The organism is Pseudarthrobacter sp. ATCC 49987 (genome assembly GCF_009928425.1).
Classification (GTDB): domain Bacteria; phylum Actinomycetota; class Actinomycetes; order Actinomycetales; family Micrococcaceae; genus Arthrobacter.
Window position 1 is genome coordinate 323829 of record NZ_JAABNS010000001.1, and the last position, 13735, is coordinate 337563.

Sequence of the window (13735 nt, forward strand, 5' to 3'; positions counted from 1 at the left end):
CCGCATTGTCAAGCATATCTTTCATAGTTTGGCGGCGCTCGGTAGACTGGTGGTGTGAATGCAGATACCCCAATGGCGGAGTCACCGGTCCCGCCGGCCGCGAAACGCCGGCAGCGTCCGGAGAAGAAAGTGGAAATCACTGACCCGAAGGCGATCCGCGCGCTCGCGCATGCCGCCCGGCTGGAAGTCATTTCCGAACTGTATTCGACCCAGGTGAGCCGGACGGCCACCGAGCTCGCCGCGCAGACCGGCCTCACGCCGAGCGCCATGAGCTACCACCTGCGCGCCCTGCAGAAGTGGGGCATCGTGGTGCCGGCAGCCACTGCCGGCGACGCGCGGGAGCGCCGCTGGAAGGCCGCGGGTACCGACTTCACCATCAACTCCGGCGGAGGCGTGGCGAGCCCAGAGTTTGCCGTGCTGGACCTTGAACTGGACGCCTACCGCCGGCGTGTCAACGCGTACGCCAGGACCCGCGACGAGCAGCGCCGGCGCGGCGACGCGGTGGACGGGCCTTCCTCCGTGGTGCTGGCCAGCAACCTGCTCTACCTGACGCCGGCCCAGCGGGCAGAGCTGAACAACCGGCTCTTCGACCTGCTGCGGGACTACGAACTGGACGATCCGGACCAGGTCCCCGAGGGGGCCGTGCGGATGGCGACCATGTGGTCGATGATCCCGGATGACCGCGGACAGCCCCCGGCGAACCCTTCTGACAGCCCTCCCGAAAGTCCCGCCTGACAGCATCCCGGGGCGCCTTTGCGGCGTCCTGCGAACGGACGCCGGGCGGAGGTTCATTACGTCCGGAAGTCGGGCCCGGGAGCCCGCCGTTTCAGGCTGGATGCGCGGGAATCCGCAAAATATGGTGAACTAGGCGGGTATGGGCGCATCTGCCCGAGCAACCTTTTTCTGTAGGAGCACCGTGCCAAGCAAGGCCAAAACCGGCAAGAAACTCGTGATTGTGGAGTCTCCCGCCAAGAGCAAGACCATCGCCAAGTACCTCGGCGAGGGCTTCATCGTGGAGGCCTCCATTGGTCACATCCGGGACCTCCCGCAGCCCTCGGAACTGCCGGCGGAACTGAAGAAGACCTCGGTGGGCAAGTTCGCCGTCGACATTGATAACGACTTCAAGCCGTACTACGTGGTGTCCCCGGACAAGAAGAAAAAGGTCGCCGAACTCAAGGCCCAGCTCAAAGATGCTGACGCTCTATATCTCGCAACCGATGGGGACCGCGAGGGCGAGGCCATCGCGTGGCACCTGCTGGAAGTGCTCAAGCCCAAGGTGCCGGTTTACCGCATGACCTTCGGTGAAATCACCAAGGAAGCCATCCACCGCGCCATGGACAACCTGCGCGACGTCGACCAGGACCTCGTGGACGCGCAGGAAACCCGCCGTGTGCTGGACCGGCTCTACGGCTACGAGATCTCCCCGGTGCTGTGGCGCAAGGTGGCCCGCGGCCTCTCCGCCGGCCGCGTGCAGTCCGTCGTGACCCGCATGGTGGTGGACCGCGAGCGTGAGCGGATGGCTTTCAAGGCGGCCTCCTACTGGGACCTGACCGGCCAGTTCGGCGCAGGGTCCGGTTCGTTCAAGGCCAAACTGGCCATGGTCGACGGCGCCAAGGTCGCCAGCGGCCGCGACTTCAACGACAGCGGCGAGCTCACCTCGCGCAACGCCGTGCACCTCAACGAGGAACTCGCCACCTCCCTCGCCGCAGGCCTGCAGGACGCCGATTTCCGCGTCCGCTCCGTCGACACCAAACCGTACACCCGCCGCCCGGCCGCGCCGTTCACCACCTCCACGCTGCAGCAGGAAGCCGGCCGCAAGCTGCGCTTCTCCTCCAAGAGCACCATGCAGGTGGCCCAGCGGCTGTACGAAAACGGCTACATCACCTATATGCGTACGGATTCGTCCGCGCTGAGCAACGAGGCCGTCACGGCCGCCAGGCGCCAGGCCTCCGAGCTGTACGGCCCCGAGTACGTCCCGGCGTCCCCGCGCGTCTACAGCGGCAAGGCAGCCAACGCGCAGGAGGCCCACGAGGCCATCCGTCCCGCCGGCGACTCCTTCCGCACCCCGGCCCAGGTGGCCAAGCAGCTCTCCGGCGACGAGTTCCGCCTTTATGAACTGATCTGGAAGCGCACCGTCGCCTCGCAGATGGCCGACGCCAAGGGCTCCACCGCCACGATCCGCCTCGGCGCGGTCACTGTCGGTGGCGCTGCCGAGCGCCGCGACGCCGAGTTCTCGGCCTCCGGCACCGTCATCACCTTCCCCGGCTTCCTCGCCGCCTACGAGGAAGGCAAGGATGAAAGCCGCGGCGACGAGGACTCCGAGGAAGCCCGCCGGCTGCCCAACGTGGCCAAGGACGACGCGCTCACCGCCTCGGAGATCGTCGCCGTCGGACACGAGACCTCCCCGCCGCCGCGCTTCACGGAAGCGTCGCTGACCGCCGAGCTGGAAAAGAAGGGCATCGGCCGCCCGTCCACCTACGCCTCCACCATTTCCACCATCCAGGACCGCGGCTACGTCCGGAAGCAGGGCTCTGCGCTGGTCCCGAGCTGGATTGCGTTCTCCGTGATCCGGCTGCTCGAACAGCACTTCCACGACTACGTCGACTACGAGTTCACCGCCGACATGGAAGCGGACCTCGACAAGATCGCCAACGGCCAGGCGCAGGGACCGGCCTGGCTCAAGCACTTCTACTTCGGCGAGGACTCCGAGCCCGGCCTGCTGAGCATCGTCAACAACCTCGGCGAGATCGACGCCCGCGAAATCAACTCCATTCCCATCACCGAGGGCATCACGCTGCGGGTCGGGAAATTCGGGCCGTACCTGGAAAGCTCCGTCCCGACGGTCGATCCGAAGACCGGTGAAGTGGTTGAGGCTGCCCGGGCCAACGTCCCGGAAGACCTGGCACCGGATGAGCTGACCGCGGCCAAGGCCGTGGAGCTCATGGAAACAGCCGCCCCCGAGGAGCGCGTGCTCGGTGCGGACCCGCACACCGGGCACACCGTCGTGGCCAAGAACGGCCGCTACGGCGCCTACGTCACCGAGGTCATCCCGGAAATGACCGAGGAACAGCTCGCCAACCAACCGGTGGAGTACTACAAGAACGGCAAGCCCAAACCGCCGAAGAAACCCGTGAAGGCCAAGCCCCGCACCGGCTCGCTGTTCGCCTCGATGAGCGTGGACACCATCACCCTGGACGAGGCCCTGCAGCTCATGAGCCTGCCCCGGGTGCTCGGCCAGGACGCCGACGGCAACCCGATTACGGTGCAAAACGGCCGCTTCGGCCCGTACCTGAAAAAGGGCACGGACTCCCGGTCCATCGGCTCGGAAGAGGAAATCTTCACGATCACGCTGGAGCAGGCCCTGGAAATCTACTCGCAGCCGAAGCAGCGCGGTGCCCGCGCCGCCGTCCCGCCGCTGGCAGAATTCGGCCCGGACCCGGTGTCGGAGAAAAACATCGTGGTGAAGGAAGGCCGCTTCGGCCCGTACATCACCGACGGCGTCACCAACATCACCGTGCCGCGCTCCACCTCCCTGGAGGAGCTCACCCGGGAACAGGCCGTGGAACTCCTCGCGGAGAAGCGCGCCAAGGGCCCGGTCAAGCGCACGACGACGGCGCGCAAGCCGCCGGCCCGCAAGGCCGCAGCCAAGAAGTAGGGGGTGCCGGGGACGAGTAAGGAATTGCGGACCCGGGCCCAACGTGATCGAGTAGGACCATGACTGAACAGCCCGATCACTTGGACCTCCAGCCGCTGAACGACCTCGAAGAGAAGCTTGCCCGGGGGGAGGAGCCGGACGCCAACCCCGTTGACGTCATCCTGGCCTTCCTCAACAACGAGGTGTACATCGTCAGCTCCGATGTGCTCGAAGGAGCCGATTCCCAGGTCGAGCCCCTGGTGCTGGCCAACTCCGCGGGGAAGCCCGTCCTCGCCGTGTTCTCCCACCCGAGCCGCGTCACCGAGCAGTACCTGGCCGCCGCCCCCAACGTGCTCGGCACCCAGGGTGCCGCGATCCTCGGAAACCTTGGCGACGATCTCGGCATGGTCATCAACCCCGGCGCAGCCTTCGGCTTCGAGATCGATCCGGAAGGCGTGGCGAACATCCGCCGCGACTTCAAGCCTTCCGACGAGCCGGATGAGGCCGCCAGCGAGGCAGGACAGCCCTAAATCGATGCTCGGGGCGCGGCCGGCCCGTTAGGCGGGCCGCGTTCCCGGGGGAATAATGGCCGTATGCGTCTTGGCGTCCTCGATATTGGCTCAAATACAGTCCACCTCCTGCTCGTGGACGCCCATCCTGGTGCGCGCCCTGTGCCATTCGCCTCGCACAAACGCCCGCTGTCCCTCGTGCAGTACCTCGAGAGCGACGGCAGTATCAACGACGCCGGCCAGCATGAGCTGATCGAGTTTGTCCTCGAAGCGTGGGAATTCGCGGCCAAGCACAAGGCCGAGGACCTGCTGGCGTTCTGTACCTCAGCCATCCGCGAGGCCACCAACGGGGCCGCCGTGCTGGCCCGCGTCAAGCATGAGACCACCGTGACGCTCCGGGAACTGACCGGCAGCGAAGAGGCCTCGATGACGTTCTTCGCCGTCCGCCGCTGGTACGGCTGGGGCGCGGGGCCCATGCTGAACCTGGACATCGGCGGAGGTTCCTTCGAAATGGCCTACGGGGAGGATGAACTCCCCGAACTCGCGACGTCGGTCCCGCTCGGGGCGAGCCGGCTCACCCGGGACTGGCTGCAGGAGGACCCGCCCTCGGCCAAGAGTGTCAAAGACCTTCGCCGCTACATCCGGACCACGCTCAAGCCGGTGGTGCGCGACTTCGCCAAGCTCGGCAAGGCCAACCACGTGGCAGGCACCTCCAAGACTTTCCGCTCACTGGCCCGCATCGCCGGGGCTGCACCCAGCGGCGCCGGGCCCTACGTCAAGCGGGAATTGTTTGCCACGGACCTGGGACTGTGGGCGCAGCGCATCTCTGCCATGGAGGTGGAGGACCGGCTGAACCTGCCCGGCGTTTCCGAAGCCCGCGCCCCCCAACTTCTGGCTGGCGCACTGGTGGCCGAAGCGGCGCTGGAAATGTTTGAGTTTCCGAGCATGGAGATCTGCCCCTGGGCCCTCCGCGAGGGTCTGATCCTCCGCCGGCTGGATCAGCTGGTCATCGAGGGTCCACTGGAGCCAGCCCCCCACGTCACCCAGTCCGACCACCCCGCCGAGCCGCAGACACCAGAGCCAGAGTCACCCGACGCCAAGAAACCCCAGTCAGCGGACGCCCGGTGAGCGATCCGCAGGGGCCTGATTCCCGGCGAGGGAGTGTCGATCCGGACGCAGGCCGTTCGTCTGGAAGGTGAGAGGCCGGTAAGGAACCGGCCGTGTCGTCAAGGAGGACAACACCATGGCACAGTACCTGCTCAGCGTTTACCAGCCCGTCGGCCCCGCCCCCGCCCCGGAAATCCTTGAGCCCATCATGCAGGACCTCGGGGCCTTGAACCGCGAAATGAAAGCCGCCGGGGCCTGGGTGTTCGCCGCCGGACTCCATCCCACCGAAACCGCCACGGTCGTGCGGCAGCAGGGCTCCGAGGTGCTCATCACGGACGGTCCCTTCGCTGAGGCCAAGGAGCATCTGGGCGGGTTCACCGTCATCGAGGCCGAGGATCTCGACGCCGCGCTCGGCTGGGCCGGCAAGCTGGCGCGCACCACGACCCTACCCATCGAAGTACGGCCGATCCAGCACTAGCCGCCGCATGCCGGAGGGGACCGCGCATTAACTGCGAAGGCACCGGCCGTCCGCTGCGGGAAAATGGGGGAAACCCGCTGCAGACGACCGGTGCCGGGCAGGCATCCGCATGCCTGCTGCATCACTCGCACCCTCAATGAGGTAACCACCACGCTAGTCACGGAGTTTGTGAGGACGCTGACCTGAGGATGTGAGCTGGCTGTGAATCAGGCCGGACTGCAATGATGGGGGCATGAGCAACCGAATCGCATTCCTGGGCTGTGGATCAATGAACGAGGCCATCCTTGGCGGACTGATCGCGGGCGGCGCTGACCCCGCGGACATCGTCGCCACGGTCCGGCGCGCCGAACGGGCCGATGAACTCGCTAAACGGCATCCGGGGATCACGGCCATCGCCGGCGCCGAAGAGCCGGAGAACAACAAGCAGGCCGCCACCGGCGCCGACGTCGTAATCCTGGGCGTCAAGCCCGTGGGCATCGCGGACCTGGCCCGCGAGATCGGCGATTCGCTGGCACCGGACACCATCGTCATCAGCGTCGCTGCCGCCGTGTCGCTGGCGCAGCTGGAAGCGGCCCTGCCGGCCGGGCAGCCCGTGATCAGGACCATGCCCAACACCCCGGCGAAGCTGGGCCGCGGCGTCGTGTCCGTGTCGCCGGGCACGCATTGCTCCCCGGCGCAGCTCCAGCTGGCCAAGGACATCCTGGCGGCCGCCGGCACCGTCGTCGAGATTCCCGAGCACCAGGTCGACGCGCTGTCCGCGATCAGCGGCTCAGGCCCGGCGTACGCGTTCTACCTGGCCGAGGCCATGGCGGACGCCGGCGTTGAACTGGGGCTTGACCGTGAGCTCTCGCAGCTGATTGCCCGGGAAACCGTCGCCGGGGCAGGCTTTATGCTCGCTGAGCCTGGCGTCGATCCGGCAGCGCTGCGCAAGGCCGTCACCAGCCCCAACGGCACCACCGAACGCGCCATCGCCACCTTTGACGCGCGCGGCCTGCCCGCGATCATCGCCGACGGCGCCCGCGCCGCCGCCGCACGGGCAGCGGAGATCACCACGCAGCTCGGCTAGACGAAGGCACACCCATGACGCAGACCGGACCCGGTGGCAGGATAGGACCCATGGAACTGCACATCACAGGGGATCCCGCGGCGGACAAACTACTCGGCGATGACGCGTTTGCCCTGCTCACCGGCATGCTGCTTGACCAGCAGGTGACCATGGAATCGGCCTTTGCCGGTCCCGAAAAGATCCGGACGCGCATCGGGTCCATGGACCCCGCCGCGATCGCCGGATACGATCCGCAAGCGTTCGTCGGGATGTTCAAAGAACGCCCGGCCGTCCACCGGTTCCCCGGGTCAATGGCCGGCCGCGTCCAAGCACTTGCCGAGACGGTGCACAGTGACTGGAACGGCGACGCTTCTGCCATCTGGACCCAGGGCGACCCGGACGGGCAGGAGGTGCTGCGCCGGCTCAAGGCGTTGCCGGGATTCGGCGAGCAAAAGGCGAAGATCTTCCTGGCGCTGCTGGGAAAGCAGTGTGGACTCCAGGCCGAGGGCTGGCGCGAGGCCGCCGGGCACTACGGCCAGGAGAACGCCTTCCTGTCCGTCGCTGACATTGTGGATCCGGAGTCGCTGAGCAAGGTGCGGGCCAGCAAGCAGGCAAGCAAGGCCGCCGCGAAGGCGGCGAAGACCGCCGGGTCCTGATCCGGGGGTAGCTGAGCCAGCGACCCGGGTGCGCTACGGCCGGGCGGCGAACCTCTCCAGCAGGTCCACATGGCCGGAAACAATGAGCATGTCCCGTGAGGAAACCTTCGTCTCCGGCCGGGCGTAGGTGAAGTCCTCGCCCGGGGACTTCACGCCCACAATCGTTACCCCGTACTTGGACCGGACCTTGGACTCGTCCAGGGTGAAGCCCACGGTTTCACGCGGCGGATACATTTTCACGATCGCGAAGTCGTCGTCGAACTCGATGAAGTCCAGCATGCGGCCGGAGACCAGGTGCGCGGCGCGGACACCGGCGTCGGCCTCCGGGTAGATCACGTGGTTGGCGCCGATCCGGGTCAGGATCTTGCCGTGCGAGGGGGTGATGGCCTTGACCCACAGGTGCTCGATGCCGAGGTCCACGAGGTTCACGGTGATCAGCACCGAGGATTCGATCGAGGTGCCCACGCCGACGACGGCGGAGCTGAACTCCTGCGCGCCGAGCTGGCGGAGCGCATCGATGTTGGTGGCGTCGGCCTCGACGACGTGCGTCAGGACTCCGGACCATTTTTGCACCAGGTTCCGGTCGCGTTCGATGGCCAGCACCTCGCGGCCCTGTTTGACCAGCTGTTCTGCGGTGGAGGCGCCGAAACGGCCCAGGCCGATCACCAGCACCGGGGCGTTGTGGGCGGGGCGGTTGACGGCGCCTGAGGAACTAGCCAATGATCGGTCTCTCTTCCGGGTAGTGGTACAGCTGGCGGCGCTGGCGCAGGGCCAGTGCAGCGGCAAGGGTGACGGTCCCGACGCGCCCTGCGAACATCAGGACGGTGAGGACGTAGACGCCCGACGGCGGGAGCTCGGCACTGAGGTTCGTGCTGAGGCCGACAGTGGCGAACGCTGAAATGGTTTCGAAGAGCACCCGGTCCAGGGACGCCCCGCTGATCTGGAGCAGGAGCATGGCCGACACGGCGACCAGTGTGGCACCGGCGACGATGACCGAGATGGCCACCCGCATGGTCCCCTCCGGGATGGTCCGGCCGTACACCTTGACATCGGAGTCACCCCGGGCCTCGGCCAGGATCGCCAGGAACATCACGGCGATGGTGGTCACCTTGATGCCGCCGGCGGTCGACGCCGAGCCGCCGCCGGCGAACATGAGGGCGTCGGTTAAGAGCATGGTCGTGGAATCCATCTGGTTCTGGTCCACCAGGTTGAAGCCGCCGGAACGGGTCATCACGGACGCGAACAGCGAATGGATGACCTTGTCCGCGACGTTCATGCCGCCGATGGTCCTCAGGTTCTCCCATTCCATGAGCCCCCACAGCAGCGTGCCGGCCGCCAGCAGGATCAGCGAGACCTGGATGGTCAGCTTGGTGTGCAGGTTCCATTTCTTCCAGTTCAGCCCGTTCTGCTGCAACACCATCACCACGGGGAAACCCAGGCTGCCGAGGAAGACGCCCACCATCAGCGGGACGAGGATCCACAAATCTGTCTCGTAGGGCACGATCCCGTCCGAGTGCGGGGTGAAGCCGGCGTTGTTGAAGGCCGAAATCGAATAGAACACCCCGTGCCAGACGGACTGGCCGAAGCTTTCGCCCAGGGTCAGGAACCGCGGGATCAGCGTCAGCGCGAGGGTGCCTTCGATCACCACCGAGGTGACGATGACGATCCGCAGCAGGGTGCCCACCTCGCCGAGGCGGCCGGCGTTCATGGCCTCCTGGGCGATCAGCTTGCCGCGGACACCCAGCTTCTTGCTCACCATGAGGGCGAGCAGCGAGGCAAGGGTCAGGGTGCCCAGGCCGCCGACGAAGATGCCAATCAGGATGACGAGCTGGCCGAAGAAAGACCAGTGCGCGGCCGTGGACACCACGGTCAGGCCGGTCACGCAGACGGCGGACACGGCAGTGAACAGCGCCTGGTGCAGCGGCGTGAAATCCCCGGTGGCCGAGGAGACCGGCAGGGACAGCAGGGCCGTAAAAACCAGGATCACCATGCCGAACGCGGAGAGCGCGAGCCGGGCCGGGGACGTGTTGGCGATGTTGTCGATGAAGTCGCGAAGGCGTGTGAAGATCCACAGGCCTTCCCGCTCCGGTGCGCCGGGGTGCCAGTTTGCCGGGCTCTTGGACCTCGACTGGCTCTGCGTCATGTGTGGCTTATCCTCGCTTGAAACTGCTTCCTTCAGTAGTAAACCACTAAACCCCGCGCAATGACGGGGGAAGGGCGCCCCGCGCTCGGGTAGCCTGTGATTGATGACATACCTGCCGGGGCTCGCAAAGACCGCACTGCCAACGACGGTGGTGTGGGATCCCGCCATGACGGCCTACAACTTCGGCCACAGCCACCCGATGGCCCCGGAGCGGATGGAACTCACCGCCAGGCTGGCCGGAAGCCTCGGTCTGCTGGATCTGGAGCACGTCACGGTTTCGGCCCCGGACGTCGCCAGCGACGCGGAGCTGAGCACCGTCCACAGCCCGGAGTTCGTCGCCGCCGTGCGGCGCGTGAGCGCGGATCCCGGGACCCCGGACCTGGAGCGCGGCCTCGGCACCGAGGATGACCCGGCATTCGCCGGCATGCACGAGGCCAGTGCCAGGCTGGCCGGCGGCTCGCTGCTGGCCGCCGCCGCCATCCTGGACGGCAGCGCCGTCCGGGCGGTGAACTTCGGCGGGGGCATGCACCATGCGGCCCGCGAACGCGCGAGCGGCTTCTGCATCTACAACGACGCCGCCCTCGCCATCCAGCGGCTGCTCGACGGCGGCATGCAGCGTGTCGTGTACATCGACATCGACGCCCACCACGGCGACGGAACGCAGAGCATTTTCTGGGACGATCCGCGGGTCCTGACGATTTCCCTGCACGAGACGGGGCTGACCCTGTTCCCGGGCACGGGCTACGCCAACGAGATCGGCGGCCCCAACGCCCAGGGCAGCGCCGTGAACGTGGCACTGCCGGCCGGCACCGGCGACGGCGGCTGGCTCCGCGCCTTCCATGCCGTCGTACCGCAGCTCGTGGGGGCCTTCGAACCCGAGGTCATCGTGAGCCAGCACGGCTGCGACTCCCACCGGCTGGACCCGCTCACCCACCTGAACATCAGCGTCGACGGCCAGCGGGAGGCCGCCACCGCCATCGGCAACCTCGCCGCCCGCTACTGCGACAACCGCTGGATCTCCACCGGCGGAGGGGGCTACAACGTCATCACCGTGGTGCCGAGGTCGTGGAGCCACCTGATCGCGATCGCTGCCGGGCGCCCCGTCCCGTTGCGCACCCCCGTGCCGGAGGACTGGCGCAGCTATGTGAAGGAAAAATACGGGGCCAAGTACGGCGTCGACGCACCGGAGATGATGGGCGACGACGTCGACCTCTGGTGGCGCTCGTGGGAAGTCGGCTTCGACCCGAACGATGAAGTGGACCGGACGGTCATGGCCACCCGCAAGGAAGTTTTCCCGCTCTACGGGCTGGACCCCTGGTTCGACTAGTTAGCCGGCCGTTGCGGCTAACCTGCGGACGGCTGGGGACCGGGCTTTTCGGTCTGGAACACGACCCCCGCCGCGCCGATGATCCAGCCCAGCAGCGAGAGCGAGAACGCCCCGATCAAGTCGGTGGACGCGGTGCCCTTAACGAGCCACACACCGAGTACCAGCATCCCGATCACGAGATACACCATCAAGGCCGTGATGACCCGGCCGGACAGTTTTGTGGTGATCCCGCCGGCGTCGAAGATGCCTTCGCTGGCCTGTCCGGCGGACCCCCCGCCGCCGGCCTGTTCCTCCCGGCGCACCTCGGCCATGGTGAAGCCGAGCGCGGAGGCCGTCAGCGAGCTCAGCGACGTGGACAGCGCCCCGGCGGCACAAACGACGGCGCCGTTCAGCTTGGGCGGCGTGCCCGGGATCTCCGGGATGAACACCCAGACCTGGATCAGCACGTTGCCCCAGACGATCACGAAGAGGGCCAGGAACACGGCAGCGATGATGTTGAACAGCTGTTTCCGGAAGATGTCGCCCATGGTTGTGCACTCCTCTGCGTCGGCAGGCTGCGGCCCCCCCGCCGGGCAGGCGGTGGGTCCCGTTCTAGCACCGCGCCGGGCACGGGGCAATGCCCGGCGCATACAGTCAGGGCCGCAATTAGTGGATGCCATCCGGCGTATATGTCGCTAGTGTGGAGGGCATGGTGACAGACGACGTATTTGCCGTCATTGCTGAGGCAACCCGGCGTGACATTCTGGTATCCCTCCGCAAGGGGGACAAAGCAGTGGGGGAGCTGGTCCAGGAGCTCGAGGCCAGCCAGCCCACCATTTCCAAGCATCTGAAAGTGCTCCGCGAAGCGGACCTGGTGAGCATGCGGGCCCAGGGCCAGAAGCGCTACTACACGCTCAACCCCAAGCCGCTGGCCGGGATCATCAACTGGCTGGAGACGTTCGACGTCGGCGGTGCCGCGACAGCCGAACCTTCACCGGCGCAGACGGCCGAACCCCGGCTCCAGCCCGTCCCGGACACGCTGGCCGCAGCGGCCACCGCGAACTCGTCGGATGCCACGGCGCCTGCGGTCCCGGCGTCGCAGCCTGCCGCGGTGCTCGCCGGCCGGCCTGCCGGCAGCCCGCTGAGCCCCGCCGTCGTCCTCCCGGTCGGCACGGCAGGCGAGGACAAGATGCCACAGCAGATCGGCCGTACCGTCGGCCGCGCCGCGACCCGGGCCGCTGATCTCCTGGCCAGCCTGCCGAAGTTCGGCCGCAAGAAGTAGCGACGCCCCGGCCCGAGCGCCTGTTCCCGTCATACGGTGGCGCCCACCGGCTCTCGAATAGAAATCCCGCCCCGCCCGGTGCAACCATGGAAAGGCTTGTTTGCTGCGCCCGATGAGTGGCGCCAAGGTTGAGGAGTTGCAATGGACGCACGGCTTGAAACGATCCGGGACACGGTACTGGCACGGAATCCCGGCGAAGGGGAGTTCCACCAGGCAGTCACCGAGGTCTTCGAAAGCCTCGGACCGGTGCACGACCGCCACCCGGAGTTCCTGGAAGGCGCCGTCCTCGAACGGCTCTGCGAGCCCGAACGGCAGATCATCTTCCGGGTCCCGTGGGTCGACGACGCCGGCCGCTTCCAGATCAACCGCGGCTTCCGGGTGGAGTTCAACTCGGCGCTGGGGCCTTTCAAGGGCGGCCTGCGTTTCCACCCTTCGGTGAACCTGGGCATCGTGAAGTTCCTCGGCTTCGAGCAGATCTTCAAGAATGCCCTCACCGGCATGCCGATCGGCGGCGGCAAGGGCGGCTCCGACTTCGACCCCCGCGGACGCTCGGACGGCGAGATCATGCGCTTCTGCCAGTCCTTCATGACGGAGCTGTACCGCCACATCGGCGAGTACACGGACGTCCCGGCCGGGGACATCGGGGTCGGCGGCCGCGAAATCGGCTACCTCTTCGGGCAGTACAAGCGGATCACCAACCGCTACGAATCCGGGGTCCTCACCGGCAAGGGCATCTCGTGGGGCGGCTCGCTGGTGCGGCCCGAAGCCACCGGCTACGGCACCGTGATCTTCACCCAGGAAATGCTCAAGACCCGCGGCCAGTCCTTCGAGGGTCAGCGCGTGGTGGTCTCCGGCTCCGGCAACGTCGCCATCAACGCCATCGCCAAGGCCCAGGGGCTCGGCGCCACGGTGGTGGCCTGCTCCGATTCCTCCGGCTACATCGTGGATGAGGCCGGAATCGACGTCGAGCTGCTGCGCCAGATCAAGGAGGTCGAGCGCGGACGGCTCAAGGACTACGAGGCCCGGCGTTCGAACGTCACGTACGTCGACGGCGGCTCCGTGTGGGACCTCGACGCGACCGTTGCGCTGCCGTGTGCCACGCAGAACGAGCTCGACGGCGACGCTGCCGCCAGGCTGGTCCGCAACGGACTGCTGGCGGTGGGGGAGGGAGCCAACATGCCCTCGACCCGGGACGCCGTCGCGGTGTTCCAGGACTCCGGCATCCTCTTCGGGCCGGGCAAGGCCGCAAACGCGGGCGGCGTGGCCACGTCGGCGCTGGAGATGCAGCAGAACGCCAGCCGCGATTCCTGGTCCTTCGCGCACACCGAGGAACGGCTCACCGAGATCATGGTCGGCATCCACGACCGCTGCGCCGCGACGGCGGCCGAGTACGGGGACCCGGGGAACTATGTGCTGGGCGCGAACATCGGCGGCTTCGTGAAGGTGGCCGACGCGATGCTCGCCCAGGGGCTCATCTAGGACTGGACTTCCGCGCCGCGCGCCGAGCCGAGTCGGCAGTTCGCGGCAAAGTTCCGGACGAACATTGCCCCGGACTGCCAACTCGCGGACCTGCGG

General features: G+C 67.2%; 13 protein-coding genes. 10 read left to right on the forward strand and 3 right to left on the reverse strand.

Annotated elements, in window-relative coordinates:
- Positions 1 to 54: 54 nt before the first annotated feature.
- The 7 genes from GXK59_RS01535 to GXK59_RS01565 all read left to right on the forward strand — a co-directional run bounded on the left by GXK59_RS01535 (position 55) and on the right by GXK59_RS01565 (position 7429).
- On the forward strand, positions 55 to 735 hold the full coding sequence (locus tag GXK59_RS01535) for an ArsR/SmtB family transcription factor (RefSeq protein ID WP_237393741.1): 681 nt from the start codon (positions 55 to 57) through the stop codon (positions 733 to 735).
- A gap of 181 nt (positions 736 to 916) precedes the next feature.
- Complete coding sequence (gene topA / locus GXK59_RS01540) at positions 917 to 3655, forward strand: type I DNA topoisomerase (RefSeq protein WP_160663809.1); 2739 nt, start codon at positions 917 to 919, stop codon at positions 3653 to 3655.
- 59 nt (positions 3656 to 3714) lie between these two features.
- Positions 3715 to 4164, forward strand: a complete 450-nt coding sequence (locus GXK59_RS01545; protein ID WP_160663811.1) for an SseB family protein — start codon at positions 3715 to 3717, stop codon at positions 4162 to 4164.
- Positions 4165 to 4227: 63 nt separating this feature from the next.
- The gene (locus tag GXK59_RS01550) at positions 4228 to 5271 is read left to right on the forward strand and encodes a Ppx/GppA phosphatase family protein (RefSeq protein WP_160663813.1); all 1044 of its coding nucleotides are present in this window, start codon (positions 4228 to 4230) and stop codon (positions 5269 to 5271) included.
- 115 nt (positions 5272 to 5386) lie between these two features.
- On the forward strand, positions 5387 to 5728 hold the full coding sequence (locus GXK59_RS01555; protein WP_160663815.1) for a YciI family protein: 342 nt from the start codon (positions 5387 to 5389) through the stop codon (positions 5726 to 5728).
- 232 nt (positions 5729 to 5960) lie between these two features.
- Positions 5961 to 6794: a pyrroline-5-carboxylate reductase gene (proC, locus tag GXK59_RS01560; RefSeq protein WP_160663817.1), complete on the forward strand. Its 834-nt coding sequence runs from the start codon at positions 5961 to 5963 to the stop codon at positions 6792 to 6794.
- Positions 6795 to 6844: 50 nt separating this feature from the next.
- Positions 6845 to 7429 carry an HhH-GPD-type base excision DNA repair protein gene (locus GXK59_RS01565; protein ID WP_202129042.1) on the forward strand — a complete coding sequence of 195 codons (585 nt, stop codon included), beginning with the start codon at positions 6845 to 6847 and terminating at the stop codon, positions 7427 to 7429.
- Between the two features lie 33 nt (positions 7430 to 7462).
- Here GXK59_RS01565 and GXK59_RS01570 read toward each other — a convergent pair whose 3' ends face one another.
- Positions 7463 to 8101 (reverse strand): potassium channel family protein, encoded by a 639-nt coding sequence (locus tag GXK59_RS01570; RefSeq protein ID WP_024365693.1) that lies wholly within the window; start codon positions 8099 to 8101, stop codon positions 7463 to 7465.
- A 40-nt stretch (positions 8102 to 8141) separates the two neighbouring features.
- A complete protein-coding gene (locus tag GXK59_RS01575) occupies positions 8142 to 9572 on the reverse strand; it encodes a TrkH family potassium uptake protein (protein WP_160663819.1) in 1431 nt (476 codons plus the stop codon).
- A 103-nt stretch (positions 9573 to 9675) separates the two neighbouring features.
- Between GXK59_RS01575 and GXK59_RS01580 the strand changes: the two genes are divergently transcribed.
- Entirely contained in the window at positions 9676 to 10899 is a 1224-nt protein-coding gene (locus GXK59_RS01580; protein ID WP_160663821.1) for an acetoin utilization protein AcuC, read from the forward strand.
- A gap of 17 nt (positions 10900 to 10916) precedes the next feature.
- On the opposite strand, the gene GXK59_RS01585 is transcribed toward GXK59_RS01580, so the two are convergent.
- Positions 10917 to 11426, reverse strand: coding sequence for a hypothetical protein (locus GXK59_RS01585; protein ID WP_160663823.1), 510 nt, complete (start codon positions 11424 to 11426; stop codon positions 10917 to 10919).
- Positions 11427 to 11587: 161 nt separating this feature from the next.
- On the opposite strand from GXK59_RS01585, the gene GXK59_RS01590 reads away from it, so the two are divergent.
- The gene (locus GXK59_RS01590; RefSeq protein ID WP_160663825.1) at positions 11588 to 12160 is read left to right on the forward strand and encodes an ArsR/SmtB family transcription factor; all 573 of its coding nucleotides are present in this window, start codon (positions 11588 to 11590) and stop codon (positions 12158 to 12160) included.
- 141 nt (positions 12161 to 12301) lie between these two features.
- Entirely contained in the window at positions 12302 to 13639 is a 1338-nt protein-coding gene (gdhA, locus tag GXK59_RS01595; RefSeq protein WP_160663827.1) for an NADP-specific glutamate dehydrogenase, read from the forward strand.
- Positions 13640 to 13735: the final 96 nt, after the last annotated feature.